Source organism: Streptomyces sp. NPDC048142 (genome assembly GCF_043202835.1).
Taxonomy (GTDB): domain Bacteria; phylum Actinomycetota; class Actinomycetes; order Streptomycetales; family Streptomycetaceae; genus Streptomyces.
Genome location: NZ_JBIDBC010000010.1, coordinates 18550 through 38145, shown reverse-complemented (window position 1 = coordinate 38145; position 19596 = coordinate 18550). Strand labels below are relative to the sequence as shown.

The following is a 19596-nucleotide window of genomic DNA, read 5'->3' as shown; positions in this document are numbered from 1 at the left end:
GGCAGTAGTCGGGAAGGAGATGACTGCCAGGCCCGGCAACTGTCCCGCGCCGGGCCTCAGTTGTCGGTGACCGTGACCTTCTCGTCGTTGTTGAGCTGCTCCACCAGCAGCTTCACCTTGGCCTTGTCCCAGACCAGATTGCTGCCGATGCTGCCCGAGATCGGCATGTTCATCGACGTGCCCTCGCCGCCCGTGACGCCCTTCATCGCGAAGAACATGTTGCTCAGCGACCAAAGCGACATGTCCTTGTCCACGATCAGCGTGTCCAGGCCCGCGCCGAGCGTCGGGTACAGCTTGAACGGGTTGATGATCGTGGACGGGGTCGCCGTCTGACTGGCCAGCGCCGCGAGGAACTTCTGCTGGTTCTTCGTACGGTCCAGGTCGCTGCGCGCGAACGCGTACCGCGTGCGGACGAAGGCCAGGGACTGCTCGCCGTTCAGCGTCTGCTTCCCGGCCTGGAAGTCGGCCCCCGACTTCTTGTCCTTGAAGGCCTTCGGGATGTCCAGCTCGACCCCGCCGATCGCGTCCACGATCTTCGCGAAGCCGCCGAAGCCGATCTCGACGTAGTGGTCGATGCGCAGTCCGGTGTTGAACTCCACGGTCCGCACCAGCAGTTCGGGTCCGTCCTCGGCGTAGGCGGCGTTCAGCTTCATCTGCCGGCCGGTGCCCGGGAACAGCTTCCCGGACTCGGACCCCTTGAAGGAGGGGATCTCGACGTTGGAGTCGCGCGGCAGCGAGATCAGCGTCGGGCCGCTGGAACCGTCGTGCAGGATCATCATCGAGTCGGTGCGCTTGCCCTCGGCGGAACCGGTGCGCAGCCGCTGCTTCTCCTCGGCCGACATGCCCTCGCGGCTGTCGGACCCGACGATCAGGTAGTTCGTGCCGTCGCCGGACTCCGGCCGCTCGATGACCTTGGAGAGGTCCACCTCGCGCTTCAGTTTCGAGTCGGCCCAGAAGTACGTCGAGACGGAGACCGCGAGCACCACGACCACCAGGGTCAGCGCGCCGAGCTTGATCCGGCGGCGCCAGTCCGGTGCCGGGCGGCCCTGGACGTAACCCCCGCCACCGCCGCCGCGACGGCCACCGCCACCCCGGCCGTCGGATCCGCCGCCGCCGGAACCGTAGACCTGGCCCGTGTTGTAGCCGCTGTCGTACCCGGAATCGGGGCTGTTGCGGTAGCCGCCGTCCTGGTAACGGTCGTCGTACCCCCCCTGGCTCTGCGGGGGCACCTGCGGCCTCTGCGGCGGCATCGGAGGCCCTTGCGGTGGCCCCTGCGGCGGTGCCGGGCGGCGCTGGATGTGCGGCATCGCCCGCGCACTCTCGGGCCGGCCGGCACTGCCCCGTCCGTAGCGCTCGCTGCGGTCGCCGGTCCGTCGATCGGGCCAATCGTTCATCCGAACAGTGTGCCGTCCCGGCCTACAGCTCTTACAGGGTGTAAGGGAAATCGCACCAGGGCTGTTGCGAACCTGATGCATTCGGCGGGATCCCGGCCCCCGCATAAGGTGGACTGTATGACAGATCAGGCCACTGGCGTAACGGATCAGGCCAACCGCCCGGAAGGGGTGATCCCGGGCAAGCCGACCGCGGCGTCCCGGACCACCCTCAGCCACATCATGACCGGCAGCGACACCAACCTCCTCGGCACGGTGCACGGTGGCGTGATCATGAAACTGGTCGACGACGCCGCGGGCGCGGTGGCCGGCCGGCACTCCGGCGGTCCCGCCGTGACCGCCTCGATGGACGAGATGGTCTTCCTGGAGCCGGTCAGGGTCGGTGACCTCGTGCACGTACGCGCGCAGGTCAACTGGACCGGCCGCTCCTCGATGGAGGTCGGCGTCCGCGTGATGGCCGAACGCTGGAACGAGTCGACCCCCGCCCAGCAGGTCGGCAGCGCCTACCTGGTCTTCGCCGCCGTCGACGGGGACGGCAAGCCGCGCCGCGTACCGCCGGTGATCCCCGAGACCGAGCGCGACAACCGGCGCTACCAGGAGGCGCAGATCCGGCGCACCCACCGGCTCGCCCGACGCCGCGCGATCAAGGAACTGCGCGAGAAGCGCGTCGCCGACGGCATCGACGACTGAGGCGCCCCCCGTACGGTCACGGAGTACCGACGACTGAGGCGCCCCCAGTACGGTCACGGGCATCCCGTACGGGCACGGGGCACCCCGTACCGTCACCCGGTCACGGGCACACCACCTCGTCGCCCGTCACCGTGGAGAACTCGCCCGTCTGCGGGCTCTCCGCCTTCACCCGCTGCACCTTCGTGAAGTCCGATCCCACGGTCACCTTCATCAGCGGGCCCCGTCCCTTCACCGCCTTCAGCTCGCTCCCGGGCAGGGCGGCGGCCAGGGACTTCGCCGACCGGTCCCAGCGCGGGTCGTACTCCACGAGCGTCCGCCGCAGATCCCGCAGCTCCCCGTTGAGCGGGGCCTCGCCGGTGGTGAACCCGGTGGCCCGCAGCGCCTCGTCCACGGTCCGGCCGAGGCCGTCCTTCGTGGTCCCGTTGTAGACCTGCACCCGGATGTCCTGCGGCGCCACGTCCACGAGCGTGGCCGGCGGCCGCTCCGGCCCGGCCGCGGGCTTCGGCTTCGCCGGGGCCAGCGGCTTGTCCTCGCGCAGCGCCTGGAACAGCTTCCTCGACTTCTTCTCGTCCCACCGCACCGTCGAGCCGATGCCCTTGACCGGGAAGCCGGGGTCCCCGATGGGCACGGAGGTGAACTCCGACGAGGCCGGACGGAAGTCCTTCATCGCCTTGCCGAGCGCCAGCATCTGCTCCGTACCGAACCCCGCGTCGGCCCGGACCGAGCCGAGCGCCGAGGCGGCGACCTGCTGGAACCTCACCGGGTTCAGCAGTACCCCGCTGCTCGTCGCCCGCTTGATCAGCGCCGCCACGAACTTCTGCTGGCGTTCCATCCGGCCCAGGTCGGAGGCCACGTCCACATGGCGCGAGCGCACGTACTGGAGCGCCTGGCCGCCGTCCAGCTCATGGCTGCCCGCGGGCAGGTCCAGACCGGTGTACGAGTCCTTCATCGGCCGCGCCGTGCAGATCTCCACCCCGCCCACCGCGTCCACCGTCTTCATGAAGCTGGTGAAGTCGACCTCCAGATAGTGGTCGACCTTGACCCCGGTCATGCTCTCGACGGTCCGCACGGTCAGCGTGGGCCCGCCCTCCGCGTACGCGGCGTTCAGCTTCACCGGGTGGCTCTCGTGGCGCTTGCCCGTGGTGCGGTCGGTGTGGGCGGGCAGCTCGGCGTAACTGTCCCGGGGGAGGCTGACCACGCTCGCCCGCTGCCGGTCGGCCGACAGATGGACCAGCATGATCGTGTCGGTGCAGTGGCAGGGCGCGCCGCCGAGCCGGTACTTCTGCCTTTCGGCCTCGGTGATCGTGTCCCGGCCGTCGGTGCCGACGAGCAGCAGATTCATGCCGTGGCCGCCCTGGGGGCGGTTCTTCATGTCCTTGAACGGGTCGATCCGGCCGATCCCGTCCTCCAGGCCGCTGATCACGGCGTGACCGATCCCGCCCGCCCCCAGCACCAGCACCGACAGACCGGTCGCCACCCGCATGCCCCAGCGCGGCCGCTCGTCCTGCTTGCGGGGGCGGACCGGCCGGGTGCCCCGGGGCGGCCGGCGGCGCGGGGGAGCGGCGCGGGGGCTCGGCGGTCGCTGCGGTCGTTGCGGCGTGGGCACGGGAGACACCTCCGGGATACCAGGGAGACACCTCTGCGGTGCAAGGGGACCAATCGCACGGTAGGCCCATACGATCTCCGCCCCGGCCCACGACCCGGCGGCGCGCACCGGTGTCCCCCATTCGCGGTAACGTGGCGGCCGAACAGCACCACCCCCGGGGTGCGAAACCCCCGGCCCCCCGAGGACCCCCCGAGGACCACATGTCTGCCGCGCAGTACGCCGCCGTCTCCGTGATCATGCCGGTGCTCAACGAGGAACGCCATCTCAGGAACTCGGTCCGGCACATCCTGGAGCAGGAGTACGCCGGTGAGATGGAGGTCGTGATCGCGCTCGGCCCCTCCGCCGACCGGACGGACGAGATCGCCGCCGAACTGGTCGCCGAGGACCCCCGGGTGCACACCGTGCCCAACCCCACCGGCCGCACCCCCGCCGCCCTCAATGCGGCGATCAAGGCCTCCCGCCACCCCGTCGTCGTACGCGTCGACGGCCACGGCATGCTCTCGCCGAACTACATCGCGACCGCCGTCCGCCTCCTGCAGGAGACCGGCGCGCAGAACGTCGGCGGCATCATGCACGCCGAGGGCGAGAACGCCTGGGAGGACGCCGTCGCCGCCGCGATGACCTCGAAGATCGGCGTCGGCAACGCGGCCTTCCACACCGGCGGCCAGGCGGGCCCCGCCGAGACCGTCTACCTGGGCGTCTTCCGCCGCGAGGCACTGGAGCGGGCGGAGGGCTACAACGTCGAGTTCATCCGCGCCCAGGACTGGGAGCTGAACTTCCGCATCCGCGAGGCCGGCGGGCTGATCTGGTTCTCGCCCGAGCTGAAGGTCCAGTACCGCCCGCGCCCCACGGTGAAGGCGCTCGCCAAGCAGTACAAGGACTACGGCCGCTGGCGCCACGTGGTGGCCCGCTACCACTCCGGCTCGATCAACCTCCGCTACCTGGCCCCGCCGACCGCCGTCGTCGCCATCGCGGCGGGCCTGGTCCTGGGCGCGGCCGTCACCCCGTGGGCCCTGGTCGTCCCGGGCGGTTACGCGGCCGCGATCGTCGCCGGGTCGCTGCCCGCGGGCAAGGGGCTCCCGCTGAAGGCCCGCGTCCGGATCCCGGTGGCGCTGGCGACGATGCACATGTGCTGGGGCTTCGGCTTCCTCACCAGCCCCCGGTCCCTGGCCAGGCGGGTCATCGCGAGCCGCCGCCCGGCGATGACCGGACACAGCGAGACCGTCTGACCCGGCGGCGCGATCAGGGCCCCACCGCTCGGCGGTGGGGCCCTGCTCACGCGTACGGTCCGCTACGGCGTCACCAGGTGTAGTTCGGGTTGACCGTCATGCAGGCGTCTTTCTTCTCGCCGTTGAGGGCTCCCGCCGAATCCGGGGTCTTCTCCGTGCCCTTGGACACCGGGTAGGTTCCGTCCTCGCGCCAGTCCGCGCCCACGGCGAGCGAGATCCCCGAGACGTCGGTGGACTTCGTCACCTGCGACAGGGGAATGCCGAGCGCCTTGGCGACCGCCTGCGCGTCGCCCTCCAGATCCGCGCTCGGATACTGGATCGCGGTCCGCGCCGCGCCCGTCACGTTGTTCGGATCGACGGTGGTCTTCGCGAAGCCCGCGTTCTTCAGCTGCTCCGCCACCTCACCCGCACGCCCCGGGGCCGCTCCGAGCGCGTCGGTGGCGGTCCCGTTCCGTACGGCGACGGCGATCTCGCCGACCGGCGCCGACGCGTCCTTGGGCTCCTCCGGCTTCCGCTTGGAGGCCTTGCCGTCCAGCGGGACGTCGTCGCGGACCATCCGGAACAGCTGCTCCGCGTCGCCCGCCTTCGGGTAGACCCGGCCCTTGTTCGTGCCGGTGCCGTACACGTTCGGCATGGTCGACATCGTGATGCGCTTCGTGGGGACCTTCTTGAACTCCTCGGCCAGGTCGTAGAGCTTCTTGACCGTGTCGAGGCCCTTGTCGACCGTCAGCGCGTTGGTGGCCGCCTCGGCGAGGTTCATCAGCTTCGCCGGGTCGGTGAGCTTGGTGCCCTTGCGCAGCTCGCGGATCATCGCGTTCATGTACTGGTGCTGGGCCTTCGCCCGGCCGAGGTCGGTGTTGTCCTCGAAGCCGTAGCGGGTGCGCAGCCACTGGAGGGCCTGCTCGCCCTTGACGTAGGTGGTGCCCTCCTCCAGCTTCAGCCCGGAGCCCTTGCCGTCCCGGCCGCGTGAGTGGATGTTGGCGTTGACACAGACGGGGACGCCGCCGATCGCGTCGGCCATCGAGACGACACCGGCGAAGTCGATCATCATGAAGTGGTCGATCCTGATGCCGGTCAGTTCGTACCAGGTGGCCACCGTGCACCCCGGACCACCGCGGCCCAGGCTCTGGTTGGTCTGCACGTCTCCCGTACTGGCCGGGAAGACCTCGCCCTCCGGGGACGTGCACTTGGGCATCTTGAGCATGGTGTCGCGCGGCATGCTGACCACGGAGAGGTTGCTGCGGTCCGCGGAGATGTGGAGCAGCATCTGCACATCGGCCAGCGGCGGTGCGCCGAAGGTCTCCTTCGCCCCGCCCAGCTTCTGGTTGGCCTCGGAGTCCCGGGCGTCGGAACCGATCAGCAGGATGTTGAGCGGGGTCTGCCCGGCGGCGTTGGCCTTGTGGTCGGCCATCCGCTTGTCGCCGAGGGTCAGATCCTCTTTCTTGATGTTGCTGTTGAGGTGCTCGTAATAGAGATAACCGGCGCCGCCGGTGGCGAGTATCAGCACGGCGAGTACGCAGGCGCTCCAGCGCAGTACGCGCCACTTGGTGCTCTTGGGGGCGCGGCGGCTGCTGCGTCCCCGGGCACCGCCCCCGTTGCCGCGCCGGCCCTTCGCCGCCCGCCGGCCGCCCTCGCCGCGGGACTCCGTCGAGCGTGCGCCGCGGGACCCGGAACGGCCTGCGGCGTTGTCCCCGCCACCGGTCCCCGGCCCGTCGCCGTCCCCTTCGTACAGAGTCTCGTCCCAGCCGAGTTGATCGGCGCGGCGGACACGTGACCGCGTCCCCTCCCCGGGCGTACTGCTCCGTCCCACCGGACCCCCCATGCTGTTCAGATTTCCGCTGCGGTGCGGTGACCCGGTATCACTTGGCGCATACCGCCTTGTCGGCGCTTGCCTGCTCGACGCCCTCCGGAGCCTTGGCCGGCCCGGTGATGAGCTGGCCCGCGCCCTTGAAGTCCGCCCCCAGCGTGAGCACCATCGCCTCAAGCCCCTCGGCGTCGGTGGTGCCCTGCTTCATGGCGGTGGCGGGCAGCCCCATCATCGCGGCCAGCGCACGGGCCTGATCGGCCTGGTTGGGCGCGTACTCCAGTGTCGTCTTGTTGATCTTCTCGGGTGCGTTGGCCTTGTTGGTGGACTTCGGCACCCCCTGCTCGTTCTGGAGCCAGGCGACGGTCGAGCCCGCAGCCCCCGCGATGTCGCCGCCGTTGAGGACGTCGACGCGTATGTCGGCGGCCTCGGCCTTCGGTCCCTTGAGCAGAGCGGCCTGCTTGCTCTTGGCGGCCTTCTCCTTCTGTTTCACCTCGGTCAGGGAGGTGTCGGAGCGCAACATCGCGAAGAGCGGGTCGCCCTGCTGCGGGTGCACGACCACGGTGACGGGCTTCGGCTCGGCAGGGTTGTCTATGACCGGCATCGTGACGAAGGTGATGTTCTCCGTCTTGACCTTGCTGATCTCCTGGGCGAGCGTCATCAGCTTCTTCGCGCTGCCGATGCCCTGGTCGACCGTCAGCGCGTTCGTTGCCGCGTCGGCGAGCTCGAAGAGCTTCTTGGGGTTGGTGAGCGTGTCGCTCGACTTCATCTCCCGGATCATCGAGCCGAGGAACTGCTGCTGCACCTTGATCCGGTCGAGGTCGCTCCGGTTGCCGAAGCTGTCCCGGGTACGCAGCAGGGCCAGCGCGTTCTCGCCCTGCACCTTCGACTCGCCCTGAGGCAGCTTCAGATGCGACTTCGGGTCGTCGATCGGCTTCGCCATGCAGACCTTGACGCCGCCGACCGCCTCCGTCAGCTCCTTGACCGCGTTGAAGTCGACCATCATGAAGTGGTCGGGCTGGATTCCGGTGATCGCCTCGACGGTCCGCATCGTGCAGCCGGGGTCGCGGCCCTCCTGGCCGAGACTGGTGTTGAAACGGACGTTCGCGCTGCCCGGGATCACCTTCGTCGACCCGTCGGGCTGCTTCGTCTCGCAGTCCGGTACGTCCGTGATCAGGTCGCGCGGGATACTCATCGCCGTCGCGTTGGTGCGGTCCTCGGAGACGTGGAAGAGGATGTTGGTGTCGGCGTGGCCCGCGCTGCCCTGGTCGCCGTAGCCCTCGTTGCCCTTGCCGGTGCGCTTGTCGGTGCCGATGATGAGGATGTTCATCGGGCCGTCGCTCACGACGTCCTTGTTGCCGGCGTCGCCCACGTCGACGGTGTCGATGTTGCCGTTGAGCCGCTGGTACAGCGCGTACACGCCGATCGAGGTGCCCACCACGACGCACGCCATGACCCCGCCCGTCCACAGCAGCGCCTTCTTCTTGCGCGACTTCCTGGGCTTGCGCTTCCGGCGGCCGGACGAGGGCGGCTCGGCGGAAGCGCGCCCCCCCTGGGAGCTGCGGCGGCTGCGCTGCCCCGGCACCTCGCGGCGCGGTCCGTCCGGGGCGCCCTCCGCGCCTGCCCCGCGGTGCCCCTGACCCTCGCGGTGCGAACCGGCCCGGGAGTCTCCGCGGCGACCGGTTCCTTCGGCGGTGGCCGTACGCGAAAAGCCGCTCGACTCCCCAGCGGAGTGGTCCAGTCGCAATTCGTAATTACCGGTGTGCGGGTTGAGTACCCACTGGTCGGCGGGGTCGATATCGTCCGCCTGTCCACGACTGTGCGCGTCCACGGTTGCCTACGTCCTCCGTCGGTGCCACGCGAGGCGCCCTCCCCCGGCAAGGCGCTCGTTCCTTCGCTCCAGCAGTGCACGACCTGACGGCCGGAAGCACCGGATCGCGTCACACTATCCGGCCGATTCCGCGCCGAGCGACGTGCGTGACGCATTCAACGCCCCTTACAACCGGGCATTCTTCTCATTATGCGTCGATTGTGTTCTCTGTCTTGGTGATTGCTTTACTGCTTGCACAGGTCGTCCGCCGCACTCGAACCCGAATAAGTGGGTGTCGGCGTCGGACTTTCGGACCCGGTGCCGTCAGGTTTCCCGTCCTGCCCCCTTTCCTGGTCCTGTCGTGCTTCCTCGAGTTCGTCGGCCGGGACCACGGCGACGGGCCGGTCCTCACGGAGTTGCCTGAACAGGTCACTCGCGTCCGGTTCGACGAGTTCGTCCCGGTTCCGGTCGTTGCGGTACGGCTGCCGGGGCACGGTCAGGAACCGCACCTGCTCGGTCGGCACGTCGCGCATCCCGCGCACCAGGTCGTACAGGTCGCGCAGCGAGTCAAGCCCCGGGTCCGTGGTCAGCGACTTGGTCGCCGCGTCCAGCACCGGGTAGAGCCGCGTCGGGTTGAGCAGGACGCCGTTGCTCTGCATCTTGTTCACCAGGGCGCCCAGGAACTGCTGCTGGCGCTCCATCCGTTCGGTGTCGCTGCCGTTGCCGAGGGTCTTGCGCGCCCGTACGTAGCCGAGAGCCTCCTCGCCGTTCAGCGTCTGCCGGCCGGCCGGGAGCTCCAGGTGCGCGTCCTTGTCGTCGATCGGCTCCTTGAGGCAGATCTCGACCCCGTCCACGGCGTCGACCATGTCCTTGAAGCCGTTGAAGTCGACGACCATGTGGTGATCGATGCGGATGCCGGTCATCCGCTCCACGGTGCGGACCGTGCAGGCGGTGCCGCCGAGCTCGAACGCCGCGTTGAACTGGGTGAACCGCTCCCGTGTCTCCTTGTCGTCCGCGGTGCGGCAGCGGGGGATCTCCACCATCAGGTCGCGGGGGAGGGACACGGCCGTCGCGCTCTTCCGGTCCGCCGCGAGGTGCAGCAGGATCGTGGTGTCGGAGCGCTGGCTGCCGCCGTCGTCCCGGCCGTACTCGCTGTTGTCCCCGGCCCGGCTGTCGGACCCGATGAGCAGGATGTTCTGCGCGTCCATGACGACCGGGGTCGGCCGTTCCCTCTCGTACGCCTTGAGCTCGGCGGCGGCGCTCGTGTCGGTGGTGATGTTCCCGTCGAGCTTTTTATAGAGCCACCAGCCCGCCCCCGCGGCGACCAGCACGAGGAACGAGGCGGCGAGCGCGGCCCAGCGCAGCCAGTGGCTCCTGCGCGCGGCGGCGCCGCCGTCCTTGGGCCGGTCGGCCCAGGTCTGCACGCCGTCACCGCTCCCGGCCGCGCCGCCGGGGCCGGGAGCGGTACCGCCCTCGCCCTCGGCTTCGCGCTTCCCGGAACTCTCCGTGCTCCCGACGCTCTCCGTACTCTCCGGGCTCCCGGCGCTCTCCGTGCTCCCGCCCTTTCCGGGCCCGGCGGCCTCAGAACTCCCGGCCTGCGGGCTCCCGTCCTCGGGACTCCCGCCCCCGGGCCCGGACTTCTCCTGCGACCTGCCCTGCGGCTTGTTCCCGGCCGGGTGGTCCGGGTCGGACGGCGGGCCAGCACTGTCGGTCACGTCTGCGTCCATCCTTCGCGTTCGGCGGCGCGAGGGGCCGCCGGTCGCAGGAGTAGACGGCTGAAACTCACGCTTGGTTGTGTACAGCCAGGAGAGTGGTCTGTACCGCCCGATCATCTACCCGCTCCGGTGCCGTGTACCGGGGACTCGGCCCGCTGTGGGCCGGACGAGTGGACCTCACGGCGTTTGTCATACCGCGGTGTTGGTGACCCGCTCGCTCGCGGTCCGCCCGGCCAGCCCGTCCGGGCCGAGCTGCCCGAGGTGGCGGCACAGCACCACGGACCCGCCGGCCGCCAGGGGCGCGAAGAGCCCGGCGCTCAGCCCTTCCCAGGTGTCGTACGTACGCCCGGTGAGCAGCCGGGACCCCGGTACGAGCCCGAGGGCGCCGGCGTCCTCGCGGGCCTTGGCGACGAGCTGCGCACCCGTCAGCTCCATCCCGCCGACCGTCAGCGCGGGCCCCTCGGGGTCCACCGGGGCGAAGGGCGCGAAGCGGTCGCCCTGGCCCGGCACCTCCACCGCGTAGTCCGCGAACCCCTCGGGCGGCTGCGGGAACCGGCCGCCCATCGGACGCAGGGCGAGGGCGACACGCTCACCCCGGCAGGCCCGCGCCCGCTCCAGGGTGTCGGGGCCGGTCACGACGAGGTCGGCGGCGGCCGGGTCGCCCTGGACATCGGCGACGACCCCCACCGAGGAGCAGGCGAGCAGCCAGACGGCGGACTGCCAGTGCGCGGGAAGCAGCAGGGCGAGCCGGTCGCCGGGCTCCGCGGCGAGGTCGCCCTGGAGCAGATTGGCGGTCTTGGCCACCCAATTGGCGAAGGTGGCCACCGACAGTTCGACGCGTTCTCCGGTGGCGTCGTCGTAGAAGGTGACCAAGGGGCGGGCCGGGTCCGCGGCGAGGGCGGATCGCAGCAGGTCGGCAGGGGTGCGGTCGCTGGAGTTCATCCGCGCAAGCGTACGCGGGGACGCTGTGCGGGGCGGGCTGAACGGGTGTCACGTACACCGGTTCGGCAGACGGAGCGTCACGACGAGGCCGATGTCCGGGTCGCCGGAGTCATGACTGTATGGCCAAGATCGTGCGTATGCGTGCACTATTGGTCACCTCAGTCGGCGTCACCTGCGCGGCGGCCCTCACTCTGCCGCTCGCCGCCCCAGCCCTGTCCGCCCCGGCCCCGCACTCCGCCTCGGCCCGGCCGCCTTGGGTGTCCCCCGAATCACCGGGGTCACCTGGGTCACCGGGGTCCGGTCCACCGTCGGCACGGGCCGAAGCCGCCTACGGCGAGGCGAATGCCTCCGATGCCGCCCCGCCGTCGGCACGGGCCGGCGAGACCCGCGCGGCCGAGCCGGCCGGCTCGACGCAGTCCCTGCCCCTGGAGCCCCTCGCCGCACCGTCCGACCGGGGCCTGGGCCGGTCAGCGGCCGGCCAGGGGCTGGACCGGCGGACGGCCCGGCCGTTCTCCCTGGTCGGCGTGGTCTGGGACGACGCCGGGGCCGAACTGCACGGCACGGTCCAGGTCCGCACCCGGGCGACCGGCGGCACGAGCTGGTCGGACTGGCAGGACGTCGAGACCCACAACGCCGAGCACGCCGCCGATCTCGGCAGCGCCGAGCGGGCGTCCGGCGCCGTGCGCGGAGCGACCGCCCCGCTCTGGGTCGGCGACTCGGACGGCGTGGAGGTACGCGTACGCCCGGAGGCGGCCGGTCCGCAGCACCGGTCCGCCGCCGTACCGCTCCCCGAAGGGCTGCGCCTCGAACTCGTCGACCCCGGCGAGGACCCCGCGCCGGAACCCGCCCGCGCCGCCCCCGCCGGCCGGGCCGCCACCCCGGCGATGTTCGCAGGCAACCCGGTTCCGCCGACCACGACGACGGGCATGCCGGAAGTGCTCACCGCCGAATCCGCCGCCGCATCGGCCGTCAACGCGGAACTCGCGCCGCTCGGTGCGGCCGTCATCCCCGCGCTGACCAAGGCGCAGACGGAGGAGGCGGCGATCGTCGCGGCCGGGGCGAAGCCGTACATCGGGCCCCGCCCGGGGATCGTCACCCGCAGGGGCTGGGGCGCGGACGAGAGGCTCCGCGAGCGGAACTTCGTGTACACCAGGTCCGTCAAGGCGGCCTTCGTGCACCACAGCGCGACCGGGAACAACTACACCTGCAAGCAGGCCCCTTCGGTGCTCCGCAGCATCTACCGCTACCACACCCTGAGCAGCGGCTGGCGCGACATCGGCTACAACTTCGCCATCGACAAGTGCGGAAACATCTACGAGGGCCGCGCCGGAGGTGTGGCGAAGGCAGTGATGGGCGCTCACACGCTGGGCTTCAACACCAACACCATGGGGGTCGCGGTGCTCGGCACCTACTCCTCCTCCAACCCGCCCGCCGCCGCGGTGACCGCCGTCTCCAAGCTCACCGCCTGGAAGCTCGGACTGTTCGGGGCCAACCCCAAGGGCAAGGTCACCCTCGTCTCCGCCGGAAGCAACAAGTACAAGAAGGGCAGGAAGGTCAAAATGGACGTCATCTCGGGCCATCGGGACGGTTTCGCAACCGAATGCCCCGGAGCGCGTCTCTACAAGAAGCTCGGCACGGCCCGGACCACCTCCGCCAAACTGCAGGGCCGCTGACCGGGGTGTGTCCGACCGGTCTGCTTAGACTGGCCAGCCGCAAACCAGGCCAGGCCCCAGCAGGAAGCAGAGACGGTGCTGTGACAGAGGCAAAAGAAGCGATTCTCCTGGTCGGTGGCAAAGGCACCCGGCTGCGCCCGCTCACGGTGCACACCCCGAAGCCGATGGTCCCGGCGGCGGGGGTCCCCTTCCTCACCCACCAGCTGGCGCGGGCCAGGGCGGCCGGGGTGGAGCACATCGTGCTCGCCACGTCCTACCTGGCGGAGGTCTTCGAGCCGTACTTCGGCGACGGTTCCTCGCTCGGCCTGCACATCGAGTACGTCACCGAGCAGGAGCCGCTCGGCACCGGCGGAGCCATCCGCAACGTCGCGCCGAAGCTGTCCTCGGGGCCGGACGAACCGGTCCTGATCTTCAACGGCGACATCCTGACCGGGCTCGACATCCGGGCCCTGGTCACCTCGCACACCGTCTCCGGTGCGGATGTCTCCCTCCACCTGACCCGGGTCGAGGACCCGCGCGCCTTCGGCCTCGTGCCGACCGACGCGACGGGCAAGGTCACGGCCTTCCTGGAGAAGCCGCAGACGCCGGAAGAGATCGTCACCGACCAGATCAACGCCGGGGCGTACATCTTCCGGCGCTCGGTCATCGACTCCATCCCGTCCGGCCGCCCGGTCTCCGTCGAACGCGAGACCTTCCCCGGACTGCTCGCCTCCGGCGCCCACCTCCAGGGCATGGTCGACTCCACGTACTGGCTGGACCTCGGCACTCCGGGAGCCTTCGTCCGCGGCTCCGCCGACCTCGTCCTCGGCCGCGCCCCGTCTCCGGCGGTGCCCGGCCGCTGCGGCGACCGCCTGGTCCTGCCGACCGCCTCCGTGGCCCCGGACGCCAAGCTCACCGGCGGCACGGTGATCGGCGCCGACGCGGTGATCGGTGCGGGCGCGAGAATAGACGGCTCGACGATCCTGGCGGGCGCGGTCGTCGAGGCGGGCGCGGTCATCACGGACTCGCTGGTCGGGGCGGGCGCCAGGATCGGCGACCGTACGGTGCTGGCGGGCGCGGTGGTCGGCGACGGGGCGCGGGTGGGCGCGGACAACGAACTGCGCGACGGGGTCCGGATCTGGTGCGGGGCGGTCCTGCCGGACGCCTCGGTCCGCTTCTCCTCGGACCAGTAGACCGCGAACCCGTACCCTCAAGAGGACCCGACCTCCGCACCAGGAACACCGAGGCCCACCCGTGGCAGGACGATTCGTCCCCCGCACCGCGACGCGAGCGGCGCTGCCGACGCAGCCGGCCCCTCCGTGCTCCTCGCACGACGGCCCGCCGCTGGCCAGGGAATGGACCCCGCCCGGCCCGCTGGACCTCCGCCTGGTGCTGGGCCCGCTGCGCCGGGGCCCGGCGGACCCCACGTTCCGGATGGCCGCCGACGGCACGTTCTGGCGGGCCACCCGCACGCCCGAGGGTCCCGGCACCCTGCGGGTGGCGGCGCACGGCGACCGGATCACGGCGGCGGCCTGGGGCCCCGGCGCGGACTGGCTGCTGGCGGGGCTCCCCGCACTGCTGGGCGCGGCGGACGACCCGGACGCGTTCGTCCCCCGCCACCGACTGCTCGCCCTGACCCGGCACCGCCGCCCCGGCCTGCGCCTGCTGCGTACGGGCCTGGTCATGGAATCGCTGATCCCCTCGATCCTGGAGCAGAAGGTCACCACGGACGAGGCCTACCGCGCCTGGCGCCACCTGGTCCGCCGCTTCGGCACCCCGGCCCCGGGCCCCACCGCGGACCTGGGCCTGCACGTCATGCCGGACCCGCGCGGCTGGGCGATGATCCCGTCCTGGGAATGGCACCGGGCGAACGTCGACGCCAAGCGGTCGTCGACGATCCTGCGCGCGGTACGCGTGGCCCGCCGGCTGGAGGAGGCGGCGACGATGAACCTCCCCGAGGCCCAGGCCCGCCTGCAACTGATCCCCGGCATCGGCCCCTGGACCTCGGCCGAGACCCTCCAGCGCTCGAACGGCGCGGCGGACGCGGTCACGGTCGGCGACCTGCACCTCCCGGGCATCGTGGGCCACGCCCTGGCGGACAACCGCGACGCGGACGACGAGGAGATGCTGTCCCTGCTGACCCCGTACGAGGGCCAGCGCCACCGCGCGACCCGCCTGATCCTGCTCTCGGGCCGCACCCCGCCCCGCAGGGCCCCCAGGATGACCCCGGGCAACATCACGAACCTGTAGCCCTCCTCAAGGGGCCCCGCCCCAGCCCGTCCGGAACCCCAGCCCGTCCGGAACCCCAGCCCCTCGGAACCGCAGCCCGTCCCAGAACCCCAGCCCCTCCGGCGCTTGAGGAGCGGGGCCCGGGGCAGCGCCCAGAACCCCAGCCCGTCCGGCGCTTGAGGACAAAAAGGGGGCCGGGGCAACGCCCCGGTTTCGGGAAGGGGCGGGCAGGGGACAAGCCCCGCGCAGCGGCACACCGCCCCCACCCCCGCCCACCTCACCGCACGGTGAGAAACGCCTCCGCATCCCGAGCCGCCCGCTCACGGACCACCCCCACCGCATGCCCCACAGCCACCGCCCCCAACGGATCCCAGGACGACGGCAGCGACAGCACCTCCCGCACCACCGGCCGGCAGAACATCGTCGAGGACACCCACGCCGACCCCAGCCGCTCACCGGCCAGCGCCACCAGGAAGTTCTGCACACCCGCCCCCGCCGCGACCACGAACATCTCGCGCTCCGCCGTGTCGCGGCGCTCGTCCCCGTACGTATGGGAGCCGTCCATCACCAGGCACGGCACCACCAGATACGGCGCGTTGCGCAGCACATCGCCGCGCCGCACCCGCTTGGCGATCGACTCCTCGCTCCTGCCGTCACGCCGCAGATCCTCGATCCACGCGTCCCGCATCGCGTCGAGCAACCGCGTCCGCGACTCGGCCGACTCCAGCAGCACGAACCGCCACGGCGTCGTGTGATGAGGCGCGGGAGCGGTGACGGCAGCGGCGACGGCCCGCCGCACGGCCCCCGAATCGACCGGCTCGTCGCTGAACTCGCGCACCGTACGCCGCAGGGTCACCGCCTCACGGACCGCCTCCGACGTACCGAGCCGGAACATGTCGTCGGCCGCACCCCGTACGAGCGCGCGAGCGCCCGGACCGTCCGCGTCGTCGGAGGAGACCACATGCGGCAGCCCCCGCACCACGGCGACCGGCAGCCCCTGCGCCTTGCCCTTGACCAGGTCCCCGGCGGCGGCCAGCTCGTCCGCCGTGGCCACGACCGTGGCGCTGAGCGGATTGCCGTACGCGTCCGTCCCGCCGCGCAGATCGTCCAGCACCCGCACCCCGGCCGCACCGATCGCGACGTCGGTCAGCCCGTTGCGCCAGGGCCGCCCGAAGGTGTCCGTGACGACGACCCCGACATCGACACCGAGGGCGTCCCGCAGCCCGTCCCGGATGGTCCGGGCCGAGGCGTCGGGGTCCTCGGGCAGCAGCAGCACGGTCCCGGCCGGCGTGTTCGAGGCGTCGACCCCGGCGGCGGCCATGACCAGCCCCTGCCGGTTCTCCACGATCCGCAGCGTCCCGCGCCGGGCCACGACCCGCACGGTCTCGGCGTCGATCGCCGCTTCCCGGTCGGCGGCCCCGACGATCCGGCCCTCCGCCTTGGAGACGATCTTCGAGGTGACGAGCAGAACGTCCCCGTCGACCAGCCCCGGCGAGGCCGCGGCGATCAGCTTGGCGAGATCGTCACCGGCCCGCACCTCGGGAATCCCGCGAAGCGCCCAGACCCGGAACGAGGGAGCATCGCCCCCCTCGGCGGAAGTGCTCACGCCCGGACCTCCTCGGCCAGCTCCAGCGCCTGCCGGGCCATCTCGGTGGTCGTGTCCACGTCCGTCATCATCAGCGGCACCGACCGGCACCGGATTCCCGCCGCCTCGACCTCGCCGACCGCACCCGCGTCCACCGTGTCGACCAGCCACCCGTCCAGCAGCCCCGAACCGTAGTGCTGAGCCACGGCGGCCGCCGTCGACTCGACGCCCACAGCCGCGAGCACCTTGTCCGCCATCCCGCGCACGGGCGCGTCCCCGACGATGGGGGAGAGGCCGACGACCGGCACCCCGGCCTCGGCGATGGCCTCCCGGATCCCGGGCACGGCGAGGATCGTGCCGATGGACACCACCGGGTTCGACGGCGGGAAGACGATGACATCGGCGGAACCGATGGCCTCCAGCACCCCCGGAGCCGGCTTGGCCTGCTCCGCGCCGACCGGCACGATCGCCTGCGCCTCGACGGAGGCGCGCAGCTTCACCCAGTACTCCTGGAAGTGGATCGCCTTGCTCTCACCGTCCATCTCGACGGCGACATGCGTCTCGACCCGGTCGTCGGACATCGGGAGCAGCCGCACACCCGGCTGCCAGCGGGCGCAGAGCGCCTCGGTGACCGCGCTCAGCGGATAGCCCGCGCCCAGCATCTGCGTACGGACGATATGGGTCGCGAAGTCACGGTCGCCGAGCCCGAACCACCCGGGGCCCACGCCGTACGCCGCGAGCTCCTCCTTGACCTGGAAGGTCTCGTCGGTCCGCCCCCAGCCCTGCTCCTCGTTGATGCCACCGCCGAGGGTGTACATCACGGTGTCGAGGTCGGGACAGACCTTCAGCCCGAACAGATGGATGTCATCACCCGTGTTGCCGATCACCGTGATGTCCGCGTCGGGCGCGGCCTGCTTGAGGCCGCGCAGAAAGCGGGCACCGCCGATACCACCGGCCAGAACAACAATGCGCATGCACAGCAGTTTGTCAGGCGGGTACGACATCCACGGCCGTCGGGGCGCTTTGCGTGGCGTGCATCGGCATCTCGGTCAGGCCCGGGTAGTAGATGTGCAGACTGACGGCCGGTTCGAGCGAGTCGTTGACCACTTCGTGGACGTACCCCGGGGCGAAGGCACGCTGTGCGCCCGCGCCGAGAGCCCTCGTCCCGCGCTCGGTGTGCTCGGTCAACTCGCCTTCGAGGACCGTCAGTACGCCGGCGGAGGGTCCGTGGTCGTGGAGCCCGCTGCCCTGGCCGGGCACCCAGCTGAGCAGCCACACCTCGTAGCCGGGGCCCTGCTCCAGGCGGTGGTACCAGCGGGAGGCGGAGTCGTACTGGACGATTCCGGCCCACTGGTCACGGTCGGCCGCGATGGAGCGCGCGAGGCCGACGAACTCGGAGACGGTGGAGGGGTGCTCGCGGGCGGGCTGCAGGAGGTGCTGGACCTCAAGGATGTCGCCGGCGATCTGAAGGTCGCTGTCGCTGTTCATGGCTGCGGTGGTTCCTCGGCGTGAGAGGTGCACGTGCGGGGGAGTCGCGGTGAGCGTCAGCAGCTCGGAAGGAGCTGCGGAGGAGCACGGGAGCTACGGAGAAGTACGGAGCTACGGGAGGAGCGGGAAGCGGCGACGCTCGACCGCTCCGGAGAGAGCCGGAGGGGCTGGATCAGAGCTGGAGCGCTACGGCATCAACAGCTGTGACAGCTGGAACAGCAACAGCGGGCCTGGACAGCGCTGCGGAACCCACGGACGTGGGTGACGTGCATCGCTGTGGTCGCTGGCATGAAATCAAGGAGACCGGCTCGACCGCCCGCTGTCAACCCAATGCCCGATATGGGGGCAATGTTTCACTCCTTCCGGTCGTCGGATTCGGAGAAGGGTTTATGCAGCCACAGGCAAGGACATGTGGCGCACCATCCGCGCCCTCAAACGTGACTGACGCTCCGTGACCTGACTGTGATCTTGATCGCTTCGGTGATCGAATCGCAACACGGGGGCGCCGTCGTTCGTCTCACCCGACGAGAAGGCGCGGAGTCGTGGGGCCTGTGGCATATGTCAGGTTTTTGCTGATTTGAACACTTTCTGCATACGCTTGGTTCCGCAGAGTGAATCCCTGGGCCAATAGCAGATCCTCGCTTGACTGGCCTGGAGCTACACACTTGTAATTTCACTCGTGTCGTTCAGCCGCAAACGGCTGCATCACGGGACGCAAGAGACAGACGAGGGGCGCACATGACCGAGCTGTTCCAGCAACTGCTGGTCGAGGACGTGGACGAGGAACTCGGCTGGCAGGAGCGCGCACTGTGCGCCCAGACCGATCCCGAGTCCTTCTTTCCGGAAAAGGGCGGGTCCACCCGCGAGGCCAAGAAGGTCTGCCTCGCCTGTGAGGTGCGCTCGGAATGCCTGGAGTACGCCCTTTCCAACGACGAACGCTTCGGCATCTGGGGCGGACTCTCCGAGCGGGAGCGCCGGCGCCTCAAGAAGGCCGCCATCTAAGGCCGCCATCCGGCGTCCGCCCCCGGCCTGCCACCCCGGACGCGCCGGCCGCCGACCAGCGCACACCTGACCCCCCGGTCCGGGTACCTCCCGGACCTCCCCGACCAGGCCTCCGACGTACCCGGGGCGCACCCCGGCCCCGAGCCCAAGCCCCGAGCCCGGCTCCAAGCCCCGCCCAAGCCCGGCCCCAAGCGCCGCTCAAGCCCCGAGCCCGGCTCCAAGCCGCGGGCGCATCCCGGGCGCATCCCGCCCTCTCCCCGACCGGCACCGGGCGTATCCCGGCCCCCCGGGCGTATCCCGGACCAGGACAGGCCCGCTCCACCCCGCGAGCCGCAGAACGGCCCGCACCCCGCACCCCCGGCTACTCCCGCCCCCGCTACCCCCGCCCCGCTCCGTCGCGCTTCCGGGCTTCCGCGCTCCGCGCCACCGCGCCTCCGCCCGAGGCCGTCAGGC

Annotated in this window: 15 protein-coding genes; 6 read left to right on the top strand and 9 right to left on the bottom strand. The window is 71.1% G+C overall.

The genetic code is table 11. From position 1 onward, the window contains the following. Window positions 1-56 precede the first annotated feature (56 nt). Entirely contained in the window at window positions 57-1394 is a 1338-nt protein-coding gene (locus tag ACGF2Y_RS15455; RefSeq protein WP_392946860.1) for an LCP family protein, read from the bottom strand. A 117-nt stretch (window positions 1395-1511) separates the two neighbouring features. Here ACGF2Y_RS15455 and ACGF2Y_RS15450 point away from each other — a divergent pair, with 117 nt between their 5' ends. After that, window positions 1512-2081: an acyl-CoA thioesterase gene (locus ACGF2Y_RS15450; RefSeq protein WP_392946857.1), complete on the top strand. Its 570-nt coding sequence runs from the start codon at window positions 1512-1514 to the stop codon at window positions 2079-2081. Window positions 2082-2181: 100 nt separating this feature from the next. Here ACGF2Y_RS15450 and ACGF2Y_RS15445 read toward each other — a convergent pair whose 3' ends face one another. Further along, window positions 2182-3564 carry an LCP family protein gene (locus tag ACGF2Y_RS15445; protein WP_392947271.1) on the bottom strand — a complete coding sequence of 461 codons (1383 nt, stop codon included), beginning with the start codon at window positions 3562-3564 and terminating at the stop codon, window positions 2182-2184. Window positions 3565-3887: 323 nt separating this feature from the next. Between ACGF2Y_RS15445 and ACGF2Y_RS15440 the strand changes: the two genes are divergently transcribed. Further along, window positions 3888-4916 (top strand): glycosyltransferase family 2 protein, encoded by a 1029-nt coding sequence (locus ACGF2Y_RS15440; protein WP_392946854.1) that lies wholly within the window; start codon window positions 3888-3890, stop codon window positions 4914-4916. A 70-nt stretch (window positions 4917-4986) separates the two neighbouring features. Here the strand turns inward: ACGF2Y_RS15440 and ACGF2Y_RS15435 are convergent, their stop codons facing one another. From ACGF2Y_RS15435 to ACGF2Y_RS15420, 4 genes are all read right to left on the bottom strand, one after another. Beyond that, window positions 4987-6738: an LCP family protein gene (locus tag ACGF2Y_RS15435; RefSeq protein ID WP_392946852.1), complete on the bottom strand. Its 1752-nt coding sequence runs from the start codon at window positions 6736-6738 to the stop codon at window positions 4987-4989. 37 nt (window positions 6739-6775) lie between these two features. Beyond that, complete coding sequence (locus ACGF2Y_RS15430) at window positions 6776-8551, bottom strand: LCP family protein (protein ID WP_392946849.1); 1776 nt, start codon at window positions 8549-8551, stop codon at window positions 6776-6778. Window positions 8552-8775: 224 nt separating this feature from the next. Next, window positions 8776-10257: an LCP family protein gene (locus tag ACGF2Y_RS15425; protein ID WP_392946847.1), complete on the bottom strand. Its 1482-nt coding sequence runs from the start codon at window positions 10255-10257 to the stop codon at window positions 8776-8778. Window positions 10258-10434: 177 nt separating this feature from the next. Further along, window positions 10435-11187 (bottom strand): TIGR03089 family protein, encoded by a 753-nt coding sequence (locus ACGF2Y_RS15420; protein WP_392946845.1) that lies wholly within the window; start codon window positions 11185-11187, stop codon window positions 10435-10437. Window positions 11188-11324: 137 nt separating this feature from the next. Between ACGF2Y_RS15420 and ACGF2Y_RS15415 the strand changes: the two genes are divergently transcribed. The 3 genes from ACGF2Y_RS15415 (at window position 11325) to ACGF2Y_RS15405 (ending at window position 15089) form a co-directional block, all read left to right on the top strand. Then, window positions 11325-12860, top strand: coding sequence for a peptidoglycan recognition protein (locus ACGF2Y_RS15415; protein WP_392946843.1), 1536 nt, complete (start codon window positions 11325-11327; stop codon window positions 12858-12860). Between the two features lie 80 nt (window positions 12861-12940). Further along, the gene (locus ACGF2Y_RS15410; RefSeq protein WP_392946840.1) at window positions 12941-14032 is read left to right on the top strand and encodes a sugar phosphate nucleotidyltransferase; all 1092 of its coding nucleotides are present in this window, start codon (window positions 12941-12943) and stop codon (window positions 14030-14032) included. A gap of 61 nt (window positions 14033-14093) precedes the next feature. Then, window positions 14094-15089 carry a DNA-3-methyladenine glycosylase family protein gene (locus ACGF2Y_RS15405; protein WP_392946837.1) on the top strand — a complete coding sequence of 332 codons (996 nt, stop codon included), beginning with the start codon at window positions 14094-14096 and terminating at the stop codon, window positions 15087-15089. A 256-nt stretch (window positions 15090-15345) separates the two neighbouring features. Here the strand turns inward: ACGF2Y_RS15405 and ACGF2Y_RS15400 are convergent, their stop codons facing one another. The 3 genes from ACGF2Y_RS15400 to ACGF2Y_RS15390 are packed head-to-tail and all read right to left on the bottom strand — an operon-like array spanning window position 15346 to window position 18141. Beyond that, window positions 15346-16674, bottom strand: a complete 1329-nt coding sequence (locus ACGF2Y_RS15400) for a coenzyme F420-0:L-glutamate ligase (RefSeq protein ID WP_392946834.1) — start codon at window positions 16672-16674, stop codon at window positions 15346-15348. Then, window positions 16671-17627, bottom strand: coding sequence for a 2-phospho-L-lactate transferase (gene cofD, locus ACGF2Y_RS15395; RefSeq protein WP_392946832.1), 957 nt, complete (start codon window positions 17625-17627; stop codon window positions 16671-16673). The genes ACGF2Y_RS15400 and cofD overlap by 4 nt, the downstream gene beginning before the upstream one ends. A gap of 13 nt (window positions 17628-17640) precedes the next feature. Continuing rightward, on the bottom strand, window positions 17641-18141 hold the full coding sequence (locus ACGF2Y_RS15390) for a cysteine dioxygenase (RefSeq protein WP_392946829.1): 501 nt from the start codon (window positions 18139-18141) through the stop codon (window positions 17641-17643). A 738-nt stretch (window positions 18142-18879) separates the two neighbouring features. Here ACGF2Y_RS15390 and ACGF2Y_RS15385 point away from each other — a divergent pair. After that, window positions 18880-19143 carry a WhiB family transcriptional regulator gene (locus ACGF2Y_RS15385; protein ID WP_392946826.1) on the top strand — a complete coding sequence of 88 codons (264 nt, stop codon included), beginning with the start codon at window positions 18880-18882 and terminating at the stop codon, window positions 19141-19143. Window positions 19144-19596 lie beyond the last annotated feature (453 nt).